Consider the following 15,755-nt stretch of genomic DNA (forward strand, 5'->3'; position numbering starts at 1 on the left):
TTTCTTTGGCTCTAAGAGCATTAAGCATCGCAGAATTTAAATTTGGTAGAGTAGAGAGCAGGTTTTCACCTGCCCTCCCTCATCAAACCGTGCATGCGATTTTCCCGCACACGGCTTTCCGATGTTCTTCACATCAAGCATGCGCTGATTTCCAACCTGCTGCTGTCGGTAATGAATACAAACCGTATCGCTCATTTAGCACCCGCCTTGGATAACGGAGCATGCTCGTTTTCCAATCGCTGACTTTGTGCCGTTTGCGAAGATGTATCCTTAGCCGTTCTTCTGAATGACGCTTCACTTTATAAAATTGCTTGGATGAATTCCGGTAATGGAAGTAACTCGACCAACCCCGTAATGCTTGATTTAAATCTCGCACCACCTCTTCAATTGGTCGCCATGTTTGGGTTCTTCCAGTAATTTCATTTAGTCGCGTCTTGATTTTCTCTACCGATTTAGCTGAGGCCTCAATATAGGGATAGCGAGTGCCTTTAGCGGATAGGTTCGTGCGCAAATCAAATCCCAGAAATAGAAATGACGCGGCTTTAGCATCAACAATTTTTGTCTTGCTTTCGTTAAGCGTCAATTCCAGCCGATCCAATATCCACTTCATATGCGCCAGCGGGCTTTGGGTCTCGCCACGGCAAAGCACTACAAAGTCATCGGCATACCGCACCAAGCTCGCTTGTAGTTTCTTCCCTATATTGTGGCGATGCCAGATTCTATCCAGTAGATGTAAGTAAAGGTTCGATAGCAACGGAGAGATAACCCCGCCTTGCGGCGTGCCCTTGCGCTGCCCTTTTCCTCCACTGACCGTTGCCGCTTTTCCATTCTCACTTTTTCCAATCACCGGCGCTTTAAGCCATTGTTGAATCAAGGCCAGTACGGCCCCATCCACAATGCGCTCAGCTACCGTGGCCATCAGTTTAGCGTGAGGAATGCTGTCGAAATACTTCGACAAATCAGCATCAATGACTTGCGTTTTACCTTGCCACAAAGCTTCTGCAATGGCGTCTATCGCTTGATGTGCTGATTTCCTTGGGCGAAACCCATAGGAGTGCTCGCAAAAATCCGCCTCAAAGATAGGCTCCATCACCAGCTTGGTCGCCATCTGAACCACGCGATCTCGTATCGTCGGAATCCCGAGTGGACGCAAACTGCCATCCGCTTTGGGAATCATGACGCGCTTGATCGCCCCAGTCCGGTAGCTTTTATCTTGCAGTTCCTGACTAATTACCGACAAGTAGCAATCTACCCCTTCGCCGCTTTCTATGGCAGCAAAGTCAATCCCATCAGCCCCAGGACTGCCCTTGTTTGCCTTGACCAGTCGCCACGCTAACTTGAGGATGTCAGCACAGTAAATCTTGTCGTAGAGTGCGTAGAAACGATAGTTTGGTTCCTGCTTGGCTTTGATGTACAGCTTCCTCTGTAGCGTCCTGATCTCATTCGGAGTGATTAGCAACATGGCAATCTCCTGATCCTCAGCTCTTCAGTTGCATGAACAAAGCAGGGTCCCTTCCCTCGACTGGGGTTATGTTGTCCCTCAATCTCAAACGGTACTATGAACCCCTCCGACTTCCATCACGATACGCGCTGATTTCGTTTCCTTATACATTGCGCTTGGCAGTCTCCCTGCCACCGTGATGGATCTCCAGCACTGGGTAATTTAACTTCCAAAAACATACCGCCCCTGCTACCCCGACAGCTCGCGGATGTGGCTTCCATTGCCAACACATCAGCACAACGGCCTTCCCTATACAGAAACGAGGTCGGCAACTGCAATGTTAACGAGGCTACTTCTAGGTTCACTTTCGTTACGGTCTGCCTCTTTGTCGTAAAGAACTCACGACCCTTGATTACTCAAACGCCGCTCTTTCGTACTACCGAGGCGTATGGACAATTCCTCGGGCGGGACTTTAACCCGCTAGCTAAATTACTGTTACTGCGAACTTCTGACCCCAGTTATTTACCCCAGTTATTTTCCCAGCTAAATTACTGTTACTGCGAACACCTGACCCTAATTGTTTTACGTTTATTGAGGCTTATTTATTATTTTTTTGATAGCCGCATTAATTTTTTCCATAACGCCTTTATTTTTAGACAAATACTCTTTCGAAATATATATTCCGAAAGGTTTTTCTTCTTGAATTACTTTTATATAACTGTCCGGATTTCCACCCATCTTATGAATAGAATCTATAAAAACCAACTCAGCTAAGAACACAACATTGATGTTATTCACATTCAGCATCTTTAATAAAGAATCAATTTTCTGTGGTGAACCTGTCACAATGTAACCATTTTCTAACAGCCATTTATGTGTGTTACTGTTAAGGTATGTCCCCACTTTTGCTTCGGATTTAAATTTTATATCTTTCGGATTAAGTGTGCTGCCCGCAGGGTAAAACCAACACCATCTGTTAATCATGATTGTATTTGAGAATACTGCAAACTTATCTCTCTCGGCACTTTGCGATGCCAAAAAGAAACCGTCAGATTTATTATCCTTTACATCTTCAAGGGCCCTAGCATAACTAGGAACAATTTTAAGTACATATTGAACCCCAGCCTCTTTCATTATTTTCTCAACCAATTCAACACCTATGCCAGAAATTTTTCCATCATTTTCAAGCATATATGGTGGAAAAATAGGCACATTAAAAATAATTTTATTCTGCGCAAAACTACTATCGACCTGAATAATAAATGCCAAAATTGAAATTATGATTTTTTTAAACATAAAAAACTATCCTTTATGATTAAGCTCAATACCATACACTCTAGGTTATAAACCAATTTTTTAATAATACAGGTTTATTTTTCTGACATTTTTTCATTACTTAAAGAAGCTGGGGTCAGGTCTTGCAATGCAACAACCAAGGAAACTATTTGTTGGATTGCAAGGTAGAGTAGAGAGCTGCCTTACAGCAGCCCTCCCTCATCAAACCGTGCATGCGATTTTCCCGCACACGGCTTTCCGATGTTCTTCACATCAAGCATGCGCTGATTTCCAACCTGCTGCTGTCGGTAATGAATACAAACCGTATCGCTCATTTAGCACCCGCCTTGGATAACGGAGCATGCTCGTTTTCCAATCGCTGACTTTGTGCCGTTTGCGAAGATGTATCCTTAGCCGTTCTTCTGAATGACGCTTCACTTTATAAAATTGCTTGGATGAATTCCGGTAATGGAAGTAACTCGACCAACCCCGTAATGCTTGATTTAAATCTCGCACCACCTCTTCAATTGGTCGCCATGTTTGAAATAACTGGGGTCAGAGTAAAGTTAAATCCGCTTTCTTTGGCTCTAAGAGCATTAAGCATCGCAGAATTTAAATTTGTTCTGACCCCAGTTATTTTCAGTTATTTTTAAAAAAAGATGCAAAGGACACCCAAAAGCAATCGTTTTTTTATGATAAAGCCGTGGGGGCCCCCCAATCCATCCAGCACCATGCAGATAATCCCACCTATGGGATGCCGAGCCTGCTTCTTATCCCATCTATCCGCATTTCAGCTATTTCTCGGCCCCACGCTTATCCAACGTAACGTTGGCAAAAGACCAATCATGGCGGAGGTAGCACATGACTTGGAAAGCAGAGCTTTTTTTGCAAGAAATAGACCAAAACTCCTGTTTTAATATCAAATATCAAACTACGAGACCAACAAACCATGCCAAATACATCAATACAACCCCTCACTCAACACTTTCATTCCACATTTATGAATAAGGATGTCGTAGGGAATTATACGGCCGCAACAACACCAGCTAACACCCCCATCGAATCGTTAACATTTTTTATTGAACATGGTGCTTTACTTTTAATTAAAAAAAATCCTAGCTCTTATCCGAAAATTCATGAGTATTGCGACAATGCACGCATTATATTTAATGCGTTAGACTTAGCAAAAAATCAAGAAATAACAGATATTTCGGCTGTCTTACAAGACAATCGAAAAATAACCATATTAGAAGTGGATGGTGGTGTTGTTTTCACTGACCCTGAAGGACGCGACTCACTGTGTAAAGGTATGACATTTCAATCAATAAAAGAAAAACTAATTCGCGATTCTCAGGATAATCCCGGATTTTATGGAGAGGAAATAAAAGAAAAATCGCAGGATGAACATCCACTTAAACCAGCCTCTGATGGATTAAACGCCGACGAGCAATATCTGCTTAAAAATCAGGCTGCTCTCACAATTCAACGTACATGGAGAAATCATATCGACCTACAAAATAAACAAGGGAAAGAATACCTGCGAGAACTCTTGGCTTGTAACGGCAAAGTAATAAATAGTCTTCACGACCTCAAGACTGGCGATGTCATTGTAATAGCTAACTCGACCCACAATGAATGGAACCGACACGGTTTAGTTGCCGTAATAAATGCGGATAATCAGGAAAAGATAAGATATTCCTGTTGCTATCAATTAGGTGTTTCATCGTTAAGCGAGTATCGTTACAGTAGCAATATCATGCCAGAGAGATCCATAAATGTTTATAAAAATGGTATGAAAGAAGATATGCGACTTTCGATCGCTGCATTCATAGACATGCCCGTACCAATGGATAAACTTAAATATATTTGTGAAAAAGGAGTTTTGTATAAGTTAGAAAGCGAGTTTAATTCTGACGTTATGGAACGTGCCTATCACCAGAGATTAAACCAGTACACCCTGCACAATAGTGATGGAGAAGAGATAATCAATAATAAAGTATATCTTGGTGATAATTATAATTGCAACAATTTTGTTTATGAGCTTGTGATGGCGGCTTGCCAGGTTCTGAGAGATGATAGAACTAAAGGCCCAATCGTGCCCTAGGGCAATCGCATTAGTATTGGTTAATAAACAAGCACCTAAGTTTTTCCTTCACCAGCAGATGCTTGTCCAAATAATCGTCATTCCGGCCGAGCCTGTAAATCTTTCTGTGTAAATGCAGCCTATCCTCATGTTCAGCATTTTCCTGAAAAGGTACATTACTTTATTGATTTCGTGCGCACCTTTGCTCCTCAGCATGAGGGTGAGTTTAAACATAAGGTGAATTCCAAAACGAAGCTATCGCCGAATTAATAAAATAAACTGAGGTAATTGCAAAAATCACAAAACAGTGTGATTTATTGAGGGGATAGGGAGAAAAAATGAGGATGTGGGCTGCCATTTCTGGCACAGTTTCAAGATAACCAAATCTGGAATAACTGGGGTCAGAATAAAGTTAAACTCACTTTTTTGGGCTTTGAGAGCATTAAGCATAGCAGGATTTAAATTTGGTAGAGTAGAGAGCAGGTTTTCACCTGCCCTCCCTCATCAAACCGTGCATGCGATTTTCCCGCACACGGCTTTCCGATGTTCTTCACATCAAGCATGCGCTGATTTCCAACCTGCTGCTGTCGGTAATGAATACAAACCGTATCGCTCATTTAGCACCCGCCTTGGATAACGGAGCATGCTCGTTTTCCAATCGCTGACTTTGTGCCGTTTGCGAAGATGTATCCTTAGCCGTTCTTCTGAATGACGCTTCACTTTATAAAATTGCTTGGATGAATTCCGGTAATGGAAGTAACTCGACCAACCGCGTAATGCTTGATTTAAATCTCGCACCACCTCTTCAATTGGTCGCCATGTTTGGGTTCTTCCAGTAATTTCATTTAGTCGCGTCTTGATTTTCTCTACCGATTTAGCTGAGGCCTCAATATAGGGATAGCGAGTGCCTTTAGCGGATAGGTTCGTGCGCAAATCAAATCCCAGAAATAGAAATGACGCGGCTTTAGCATCAACAATTTTTGTCTTGCTTTCGTTAAGCGTCAATTCCAGCCGATCCAATATCCACTTCATATGCGCCAGCGGGCTTTGGGTCTCGCCACGGCAGAGCACTACAAAGTCATCGGCATACCGCACCAAGCTCGCTTGTAGTTTCTTCCCTATATTGTGGCGATGCCAGATTCTATCCAGTAGATGTAAGTAAAGGTTCGATAGCAACGGAGAAATCACCCCACCTTGCGGCGTGCCCTTGCGCTGCCCTTTTCCTCCACTGACCGTTGCCGCTTTTCCATTCTCACTTTTTCCAATAACCGGCGCTTTAAGCCATTGTTGAATCAAGGCCAGTACAGCCCCATCCACAATGCGCTCAGCTACCGTGGCCATCAGTTTAGCGTGAGGAATGCTGTCGAAATACTTCGACAAATCAGCATCGATGACCTGCGTTTTACCTTGCCACAAAGCTTCTGCAATGGCGTCTATTGCTTGATGTGCTGATTTCCTTGGGCGAAACCCATAGGAGTGCTCGCAAAAATCCGCCTCAAAGATAGGCTCCATCACCAGCTTGGTCGCCATCTGAACCACGCGATCTCGTATCGTCGGAATCCCGAGTGGACGCAAACTGCCATCCGCTTTGGGAATCATGACGCGCTTGATTGCCCCAGTCCGGTAGCTTTTATCTTGCAGTTCCTGACTAATTACCGACAAGTAGCAATCTACCCCTTCGCCGCTTTCTATGGCAGCAAAGTCAATCCCATCAACCCCAGGACTGCCCTTGTTTGCCTTGACCAGTCGCCACGCTAACTTGAGGATGTCAGCACAGTAAATCTTGTCGTAGAGTGCGTAGAAACGATAGTTTGGTTCCTGCTTGGCTTTGATGTACAGCTTCCTCTGTAGCGTCCTGATCTCATTCGGAGTGATTAGCAACATGGCAATCTCCTGATCCTCAGCTCTTCAGTTGCATGAACAAAGCAGGGTCCCTTCCCTCGACTGGGGTTATGTTGTCCCTCAATCTCAAACGGTACTATGAACCCCTCCGACTTCCATCACGATACGCGCTGATTTCGTTTCCTTATACATTGCGCTTGGCAGTCTCCCTGCCACCGTGATGGATCTCCAGCACTGGGTAATTTAACTTCCAAAACATACCGCCCCTGCTACCCCGACAGCTCGCGGATGTGGCTTCCATTGCCAACACATCAGCACAACGGCCTTCCCTATACAGAAACGAGGTCGGCAACTGCAATGTTAACGAGGCTACTTCTAGGTTCACTTTCGTTACGGTCTGCCTCTTTGTCGTAAAGAACTCACGACCCTTGATTACTCAAACGCCGCTCTTTCGTACTACCGAGGCGTATGGACAATTCCTCGGGCGGGACTTTAACCCGCTAGCTAAATTACTGTTACTGCGAACTTCTGACCCCAGTTATTTGTTCTCTCGGCACCTCGAAAAAAACATCAACGTGACTTAAGGGCAAAGGCATACGCCGACTACCTACAGTGCGTAAGTGAACATGCAAATCTCGGACACCAAAGAAATTCAGCAGAGGGCCGCCAACTTAGAGCCAAAACCTCTGACTCCAAATGCAGAATTTCACTTTACGGTGCACCGGCTGTGATTTCTGCATTTGCAGCAGCTTTTCAGGATAAACACGATGTGTAAATTGTTTCTTAGCTCAATGATTGTGCTTGGCCTATCTGCCTGTGCCAGCTCAATGCAAGCCACCCCTAGTGCAGCGGCTAGTTTTGATGGTGAATGGAGCATTGTGAAAGTGGGCGATAAAGCGGTAAGCAGCGAAAGCAAAGCAATGCTGGCTTTTGATGCTAAAACCATGCGCATTACTGGCTTTGATGGCTGTAACCGCGTGATGGGCAGTTTAAAAGATGAGAATCAACAATTAAAAGGCATGCTGGCATCGACCATGATGGCCTGCCTTGGCGAAGACAATAGCGCGATCAGCCGTGCAGTGGGCCAAACCTTTGCCAATGGTGCTGAGGTAAAAGTGCTAGAAGCGGGCAAGATTGAGCTAAAAAACCAAGATGGCTCGCTGACCCTGCAAAAAAAATAAAAGCCAGTAAACACTAAACCACGGATTACAGCTTTTCACGATGAAATGCCGTGTGCTCTGTGGTTTAGGATTGAACGGCGCTTACATACCGCGCGCCAAAAACCGGCGCTGCACCGCAACAAAGTCATCTAAATGCGATGCAAAGGGTACATGCGCTGCGCCCGCGTGAACCACCAGCTCGGCATGCGGCAAGGTTTGGGCTAACCACTCTCCTGCACCCAGCGGGGTAAGCGTATCGCGGTTGCCAAATTGTAGTAATACTGGGCAGCTTAGCTCGGCCATTTGCCCGCGCAGATCGGTATCGCGCAAAATAGCCAGCCCCTGCTGCAAGGCCGCAAGACTAGGCTCGCCGTGTAAAAATAATTCTTGGCTCAGTGTTTTAGCCAGCGCCCTTGCGGCTTCTCCGCCTTGTACTTGCAAGCTAATAAAGCGCTTTAATGTGCCTTGCCAATCTACGGCTAAGCTGTCGGCAAACTGGCTCATGGTGGATGCCGCCATAGCGGGCTGCCAGTCTTCTCTTTGCATAAAACATGGTGTTGAGGCAATCAAGCTTAGCGAGCGAATTTTATCCGGCTGCGCCAAAGCCCAGCGACTCGCTACCGCACCGCCTAAAGACCACCCCATCACTTGCACGGGCCGAGGAAAGGCTGCATCCAGCGCAGCCACCATATAGTCCAGCGATAAAGGCTGATCGCGATGGCTTTTGCCGTGGCCGGGTAAATCCACCAAATGCAGGCAAAAATCATCGCTTAGTGCGGCCGCTACGCCGCGCCAAACCGTACTATTCATTGCCCAGCCATGCAGCAAAACCACATCTGGCCCACGGCCGATTGATTCAATATGTAAAAAATTGCTAGTCATACTTACAAAAACCCTTCATAAAAATAATATTTTTCCAAATATTTAAAAATTAAATACGGCTTCATGCTTCGTCGTGCCTGTAAAACCCCATATGCACTAACTCGTTTGGTTCTTAGTAGCAAACTAAGACAAAAGATGATGACTACGCTCTCGACACGGGGCTTAAATCTCCCCTTGAAACACGCCGGAGTGAGGAACAAGCGGGGCGAGGGATCGCTTGGGAGCGAGGCAGCGAGCCAATCCCGCCCGCCGCCGACTCGATTGTCCGCAGCGCAGGAGCCTTCGTGTTTCGTGGGGTGGCCTTCTTTGGCTTCGTTTCTTGGCCATACAAGAAAGGAAGGTCCAGCGGGACGCCCGCACCTAAATCAACGTGCCGAAGGCACTAAAAAGGTCTTTTTTATTTTGTGTAACAGACATGGGTGCAACCCGCCGTTTTTTCACATCTCTTACTCAGTTCTGGCGGGTTGCACCAGCCCTACATATCCATCAACACTTTTAATTCACAAATCAAAGCGGCGATATCGTCATCGGAATGCGCTGCCGATAAAGTGATACGCAGGCGTGGCGTGGGCACGGTGGGGGGACGGATTGCGCCTACCCAGATGCCGCGCTCAAATAGCGCTTTGGCGATGCGGATAGTGGCGTCATTATCTGGTAGCAAGACCAGTTGAATCGCCGTATTGGAATCAAGTAAGTCGCAACTCTCTTTTAAGCCCGCTCTAAAGGCCGCGATATGCTCGGCCAAACGCTGCCGCCTCCAAGGTTCGGCCTCAATTAAATCAAGGCTGGCCTGCATGGCACAGGATAAAAGTGGCGGCATGGCGGTGGTGTATACATAGCTGTGAGCAGTGTTCAGCAGCCAATCGCATAAGACTTGCTCGCCAGCAACAAAGGCCCCCGATACACCCGCAGCCTTGCCTAAGGTGGCCATATAAATAATGCGCTTTGAGGCTAAACCAAACTCTGCCAGCGTGCCTCGCCCTTCCCCCAATACGCCAAAGCCATGTGCATCGTCCAAAAATAGCCAAGCATCGTATTTCTCGGCGAGGGCCAAAAGCGCCGCCACCGGTGCGATATCGCCATCCATGCTAAACACGGCGTCGGCCACAATCAGCTTACGCGGCGCGTTGCTGGCCCCAGCAAGCGCTCTAGTGCAGCCAAATCCTGATGTGGGTAGCGTTTAAAATCGGCCCGAGAAAGCGCCACCGCATCATTTAAAGAGGCATGGTTTAACTTATCGGCAAATACCGCATCACCACGTCCAACCAGCGCGGTAATCACCGCCAGATTAGCCATGTAGCCGGTAGAAAAGCCCAGCGCAGCAGGCATGCCCACAAAGGCTGCCAGCCTATCTTCAAGCGCTTGGTGCGGGCCAAAATGCCCAGCCAATAAATGCGCAGCACCACTGCCCACCCCCCATTGCGCTGCCCCCTGTTGGCTGGCGTTGACCAGCTCGGGATGATTGGCGAGGCCAAGGTAATCGTTACTGCAAAAATTAATAAGTTCGCGCCCTGCAATCACCACATGCGCACCCTGCGGGCTATCAATTTGGCGGCGGGAGCGCAGCAAGCCTGCATCGGCGCGCTCTGCAAGCTTGGCGGCAAACTGGGAAAAAGGCATGGGGGGTCCGGCAAAGGAAAAAAACAATTCTAACATTGCCGTAGCTGCAGAGACCGGCTCAGGCTAAGCCGCAGCGATAAATGTACTTAATTGGCGGCGGCGCTACTCGATACTTAAAAACTTCACCTGCCACGCAGATCGGTCGTAATAAGGTTTGGTTTGCAGCTCTGGCTTGCTGTCGTAAGGGTAAGCAATAAACAGCGGGCCCTTGGTGTGTATGGGAATAGCTTACCCATTCCTTTGATGCGCCAAGATCATATTAAATTTATTGGCAATATTAAAAGAAAGATCAGCTTTATAATCATTCAGCGCCACGGCTTTAATTTGCTGGCCGCTAGTTTTGGCAGCAAGGCATCACGCAATAAGGGGCCAGTCAACTGAATAGGCAGCGCATCCCAAGGGGTTTTCGTGTTGAAAGTTTGCTGCGGTAGTTTTTCCAGCATCGCCAGATCAAATATCTCTGCCGTAGCCGTGTTTTTGTCACCCACTTTCCCTGTAATAGTCAGAATGACCTTCATTACTGGTGGCTCCAGCGCTAAGGCAGGTAAGGCAACAAGCAGTAAAATCAATAAACTTAATCCCTTGATGGTGTGCCTTTTCTTGTGTAAAGCATAAGATCGGCCTGCTGGTGAGATTAACTTTGAAGCAGCGGCGTGGCCGCTAAAGCATTGCCGGTTGGAGCAGGCAAGAGTTTTTCGATTGCAGCAATATCCACGTTATCAATCTGATCTTGCTGCATGAATTTTTCTGCAAACACCCGCCACAGATTGCTGTGCAAAAAATATCGAAACAGCTCTGTATCTATATGCTGATCTTTGGCCATAAAGGCCATAATCCGCAGCGATTCGGTCAGTGTTTTGGGCGATTTATATGGGCGATCAGCAGCGGTAAGCGCTTCAAATACATCGGCCAGCGCCATCACTCTATCCTCCGTGGTTAATTGATCGGCAGATAAACGCCGTGGATAACCGTTACCGTCCAATTTTTCATGATGCGTTGCGGCAATATCCGGCACTCTGGCTAGCTGAGCGGGCCAAGGCAGGCTGCGCAGCATAATCAGCGTTTGCACAATATGGTCGTTAATTTTAAAGCGGTCTTCTTCCGTTAATGTGCCGCGCCGGATAGATAGGTTGTAGAGCTCACCCATATTTTGCGCATGCTTTGGTAAATCCATATCAAAACCATAATGATTATTTGGATCATCTTTTTCTACCGCGGGCTTGCGCGCTCCCCAAGGCACAATATGGTCGCCACGGTCTGCCAGCAGTTGCTCGGCCACAGGCAGCTCTTCAGGCACATACTCACCTAGCCTGCGGTTTTCGTCTGCAGATAAGCCAAGCTGCTTATCAAAATAGCGCAACCATGTTTGCCCGCCAACTTGCTTTAAGCGCTCTATATCTGCATCGGCCATAAATTCGCCGCCCACATTGCAGCGGGCAACAAAAGTAAAATCATCTTGTAAGGCTTGCTGGCGTTGTTTTAGCGCCGCCATTGATGTGCTTTCATCTACCCCCAAAGCCACCGCTCGCCAGTAATCCAATTCAGCATCGCGCCACATCACCTCAAAGCGCATCCGCACTTCATGGATGCGGTTGTAAATGGTTTCAAGTTTGGTGGCTTTATCGATGATGTGCTCGGGGCTAATTACCTTGCCACAATCATGTAGCCATGCGCCTAGGTGAAACTCATAGCGTTGATCTTCGGTCATATTAAAGCTGGCATAAGGCCCGCTTTCTTCTTGGCCCATTTGATCGACCAGCATGCCAGCTAGCTCCGGCACCCGCTCGCAGTGGCCGCCGGTATAGGGGCTTTTGGCATCAATCGCATCCGCCATTAGCCTAATCACCGCATCAAGCAATTTTTTCTGCGCTTCAATCAGCTGACGCGTTTCAATGGATACGGCCAGCATGCCAGACAGCTTATGCACAAACTCCATAAACGCTGTGTCAGCATGCCTAACATCATCCTGATACTGCAAAATAAGCACCCCTTCAGGCTGCCCGCTGCGACCACGTAGCTCAATCTGCATCTCGATCAGGGCGCTCGCCACTTTATGAATCATCGGCGAGCCCTGCTGCCGATCAGTATGCACAAAGCCCGCCTCTGTATGGCCAAATAACGGCCCCACTGCCACGGCACGCTCCATTTTAGCGCTGCTGTGGTTCAGTAAATACACCACTCCAGCCTCGCAACGCGTGGCCATGACCAGCTGCTTTAGCACATTGTCCAGCATGTGCTCCACCTTAGGCTCGGTGGCCATATCCTGACTAATCTGCAAAAAAGTCTGGATGGTTTGGCTCATATCACTAAGCACGCCGGATAAGTCATTCACCTCTTGCACCATGGTTTGCTTACGTTGATTGAGGCTGAAATCAAAACAGCGCATACGCTGCGCCTGTAATGTGAGCTGATCCATACTCTTGCCAATTTTGGCACCAGCCAGCCAGCCCAAGGGCATCAGCAATAAAGACAACAACACCACCGCTACAATCAGATGAAATAATTTGCCGCGTAGCTCGCCCAAGAGATCATTGCTGGGCAAGGCCACCAATAAGCGCATTCCTTCTGACTGCCATACATCAAAAGGCAAAACCACTCCCAGCCACTCTTCGCCATTGACTTCATAAGTGGCCACCTTGCCCTTCTCAGGAGCCAATACACTTAAGCGGCTAAGGCTGGCAACACCCAAGCCATCCACACTACTGAATTCAACCTTGTCAGCGCCTTTAATCAGTACTTTTTTCATATCCGGATAGGCCAATACTCGGCCCTGCCCATTCACAAGAGCCAACTGGGTATTGGGCGATATTTTCAAGCCTTCAAGGCTGCTCGCCAGATCATCTAGCACCATATCAAGGCCAAAAATAGCTTTACCATTTTGGCTTCTTTGGCTTAGCGTAACGCCAATTTTCTGACTAGAAAAGAAAATATACGGCTCAGATAGTACCGAAGTGGAAGTGCGGCCAGAGGCCTGATACCAAGGCCGAGTACGGGGATCATAGCGATATTCCGGCGCGCTTCTGCGCTCTAATAAGCCATAACTCGCATCAAAAAATAGGTACTCGCTTTTTAACTGCCAGTCAGGCAAAACCTGCACTGACTGCAGCAAAAAATTAGCCATAGGCGGCGCATTAAACTTAGCCCGAATATCCGCGCGGTCTAAAGGCCGCACCAGCATAAAGGAGCCATCGCTATAGCCCACATAAACGGAAGAAAATAACTCATTCGTGCTCAGCACTTCGCCCAAGGTAGTCAGCCGCTGCAAACGCTCTTCCAGCGTGGAGGCATTGGAGATAGGATCATCTACCAACATACGCAGCGTCGCTTGGGCGGGCTCTAACATGCGCCGTGATTTTTCAGTAATCAGCTGGCCCGCATCTTTTGCTGTTCTAGATGCGGTATCCAACAGGGTTGTACGCGCCCCGCTCCAACCGATGCCGATCACCGCCATGGTCACCACCAGCATGCACAGCACCACCACCGTAGCGATGGAAAGCTTCATTGACCAGCCAATGACCTGTTTGTGCTTGGCGGCAGCAAAAACAACGCCCTCACTCATCATGAATCCCCCCAAATTAATAGTGGCAAAAAATAGCGGAAGACCAATCAGCAACATCAGGCCGAAAAAAACCACTATTTAATTAAAAATAATGGTTTTTAGTAAGCGTAGCTGCGGGCTTAATCGCCACATACCAAACAAAAATAAAGATTAAATAAAGTTAAAATGTAATTTATATATATCAATCCTAGTTTGTAACTTACCAAATAAAAAGAAAAAACAGTATTTAATGTAATCTTAATTAAGCAACAACCCTTGCTTACCAGTAAAAGCGGCCTTAGCGGTTGCGTAATTTAAAGAAATTGTAGTGCTGATAAGGCTCGCTCACGAGGTAGATGGCGGCCGATTGGGAGGGGATATTCAGCACCACGCTACCCGCTTGCACTCTGCATGCGGGTGCTACGCCAAACGCATCGTGCAGCGGCACACCGTCATACCAGTGCGAGTAAGGAAGGAGCAGCTTGGTCATCAGCGGCTGGCTAGCTAAATTAACGATCACTAAGGCGGCCTCGCCGGGAATATCGGTGTAGCGTAAAAATACCAGCGCATTGCCTGCTAAGCGATCTCCCAGCACCAAGACATCACCATATTGCAGCGCAGCATTACTTTGGCGAATGCGGATTAAATCTTGCATAAACTGGCGCTGTGCATGATTCCAATCACCCTGATTCCAGCGCATAGGGCGGCGGCAATCCGGATCTGCCCCGCCTTCCATACCGATTTCTTCACCGTAATAAACCAGCGGAATACCTGGTAAGGTGAACTGCATAATCATGGCAAGCTGGGCTTTTTCTACACTGCCCACCGTCGTCAAAAGCCTTGGCGTATCGTGGCTTGAAAGCATGTTCCATGAACAAAGCAGGCCACTTAAGCCGTAAGCTGCTCTAGCGTCCTTAAGCGCATAATTCATTTGCAGCGCATCAATTTCCCCCGCCAGCCAAGCCAACGTGGCGGTGCGATACCAGTAATTCATCATGCCTTTAAAACCGCCGCCCGCCTGAAACCAGCTCCCCGAAAAGCCATTCAATTCGCCAAGTAGGCCGGCCTTGGGGAAACGCTGGGCAATGATGGTCGCCATTTCCTGCGCCACTTCTATTCCCACATCCTGCGCCACATCAAAGCGCCAATTATCGACTCCCTTGGCTAACCAGTGCTGTACTAGGCTATCGGGCTGGCGGTATAAAATATCGCGAACGGCGGGGGTGCTTAAGTTCAGCTCTGGCATCTGGCCATAATCTTGCCAACAAAGATAACCGCCATCGTCTGTAAAACTAAACCAATCACGCTTAGTTGCATCTCCCGCCTTGGCCGCCAAAAACCACGGGTGGCTGTCGGATACATGATTAAGTACCGCATCCAGTGTCAGGCTCATGCCTTTGGCGTGTAATGCCGCAATCAGCCGCAGCAAGGCAGCTTCTCCACCAAACATCGGGTCGATGCTAAAAAAATCCACTGCATCGTATTTATGATTGCTGGGGGCAGTAAATACCGGCGTTAAGTAAACGCCCGTTACCCCTAGATCAAGTAGGTAATCCAACTTTTCGGCAATACCATCCAAATCACCACCAAAAAACTGCATGCCCCAAGGCTGATCTAGGGTTGTATCATCCCAGCCCCGCTTTACAATATCTGGATGCGAATACGCCGCTTGCGCAAGCTTTGCTGCGCTAGAAAGCCCGCCTCCAATAGCAAAGCGCTCGGGGAAAATCTGATAAATAATTTGACTCGCCATTTGCTTGGTGGCGGCATCTAGGGTGTTTTTCATGATGGACTCGTGCAAGAAAAAGACAATAAACCCCATCAATAAACTGACGCGGACATGATGTACTGATTATTGAATAAAAAGCTCGGTCGTGCGCGCTTTAGTCATCAGTTTTTAATAAATTGGAATAA

Annotated in this window: 10 protein-coding genes and 1 pseudogene; 2 read left to right on the forward strand and 9 right to left on the reverse strand. The window is 47.5% G+C overall.

The features are described 5' to 3' along the window. Positions 1-133 precede the first annotated feature (133 nt). The 3 genes from ltrA (C1H71_RS02955) to C1H71_RS02965 all read right to left on the reverse strand — a co-directional run bounded on the left by ltrA (C1H71_RS02955) (position 134) and on the right by C1H71_RS02965 (position 3,244). Entirely contained in the window at positions 134-1,462 is a 1,329-nt protein-coding gene (gene ltrA, locus C1H71_RS02955; protein WP_130105239.1) for a group II intron reverse transcriptase/maturase, read from the reverse strand. 567 nt (positions 1,463-2,029) lie between these two features. Beyond that, the gene (locus C1H71_RS02960) at positions 2,030-2,737 is read right to left on the reverse strand and encodes a substrate-binding periplasmic protein (RefSeq protein WP_130105240.1); all 708 of its coding nucleotides are present in this window, start codon (positions 2,735-2,737) and stop codon (positions 2,030-2,032) included. Between the two features lie 252 nt (positions 2,738-2,989). Beyond that, positions 2,990-3,244 (reverse strand): group II intron maturase-specific domain-containing protein, encoded by a 255-nt coding sequence (locus C1H71_RS02965; protein ID WP_130105241.1) that lies wholly within the window; start codon positions 3,242-3,244, stop codon positions 2,990-2,992. A gap of 472 nt (positions 3,245-3,716) precedes the next feature. On the opposite strand from C1H71_RS02965, the gene C1H71_RS02970 reads away from it, so the two are divergent. After that, on the forward strand, positions 3,717-4,820 hold the full coding sequence (locus C1H71_RS02970; RefSeq protein ID WP_130105242.1) for an IQ calmodulin-binding motif-containing protein: 1,104 nt from the start codon (positions 3,717-3,719) through the stop codon (positions 4,818-4,820). Between the two features lie 534 nt (positions 4,821-5,354). Here the strand turns inward: C1H71_RS02970 and ltrA (C1H71_RS02975) are convergent. Next, positions 5,355-6,683, reverse strand: coding sequence for a group II intron reverse transcriptase/maturase (gene ltrA / locus C1H71_RS02975; protein ID WP_130104759.1), 1,329 nt, complete (start codon positions 6,681-6,683; stop codon positions 5,355-5,357). A 725-nt stretch (positions 6,684-7,408) separates the two neighbouring features. Here ltrA (C1H71_RS02975) and C1H71_RS02980 point away from each other — a divergent pair. After that, positions 7,409-7,822, forward strand: a complete 414-nt coding sequence (locus C1H71_RS02980; RefSeq protein ID WP_130105243.1) for an META domain-containing protein — start codon at positions 7,409-7,411, stop codon at positions 7,820-7,822. Between the two features lie 81 nt (positions 7,823-7,903). Here C1H71_RS02980 and bioH read toward each other — a convergent pair whose 3' ends face one another. The 5 genes and pseudogenes from bioH to C1H71_RS03005 form a co-directional block, all read right to left on the reverse strand. Further along, a complete protein-coding gene (gene bioH, locus C1H71_RS02985; protein WP_130105244.1) occupies positions 7,904-8,683 on the reverse strand; it encodes a pimeloyl-ACP methyl ester esterase BioH in 780 nt (259 codons plus the stop codon). Between the two features lie 475 nt (positions 8,684-9,158). After that, a pseudogene (gene bioF / locus C1H71_RS02990) lies at positions 9,159-10,339 on the reverse strand (8-amino-7-oxononanoate synthase). Between the two features lie 269 nt (positions 10,340-10,608). After that, positions 10,609-10,872, reverse strand: coding sequence for a hypothetical protein (locus C1H71_RS02995; RefSeq protein WP_130105245.1), 264 nt, complete (start codon positions 10,870-10,872; stop codon positions 10,609-10,611). A gap of 65 nt (positions 10,873-10,937) precedes the next feature. Next, entirely contained in the window at positions 10,938-13,865 is a 2,928-nt protein-coding gene (locus C1H71_RS03000; protein WP_130105246.1) for an HD domain-containing phosphohydrolase, read from the reverse strand. A 274-nt stretch (positions 13,866-14,139) separates the two neighbouring features. After that, complete coding sequence (locus C1H71_RS03005; protein ID WP_188053546.1) at positions 14,140-15,627, reverse strand: glycoside hydrolase family 13 protein; 1,488 nt, start codon at positions 15,625-15,627, stop codon at positions 14,140-14,142. Between the last annotated feature and the right edge of the window lie 128 nt (positions 15,628-15,755).

It is taken from the genome of Iodobacter fluviatilis, assembly GCF_004194535.1.
Classification (GTDB): domain Bacteria; phylum Pseudomonadota; class Gammaproteobacteria; order Burkholderiales; family Chitinibacteraceae; genus Iodobacter; species Iodobacter fluviatilis_A.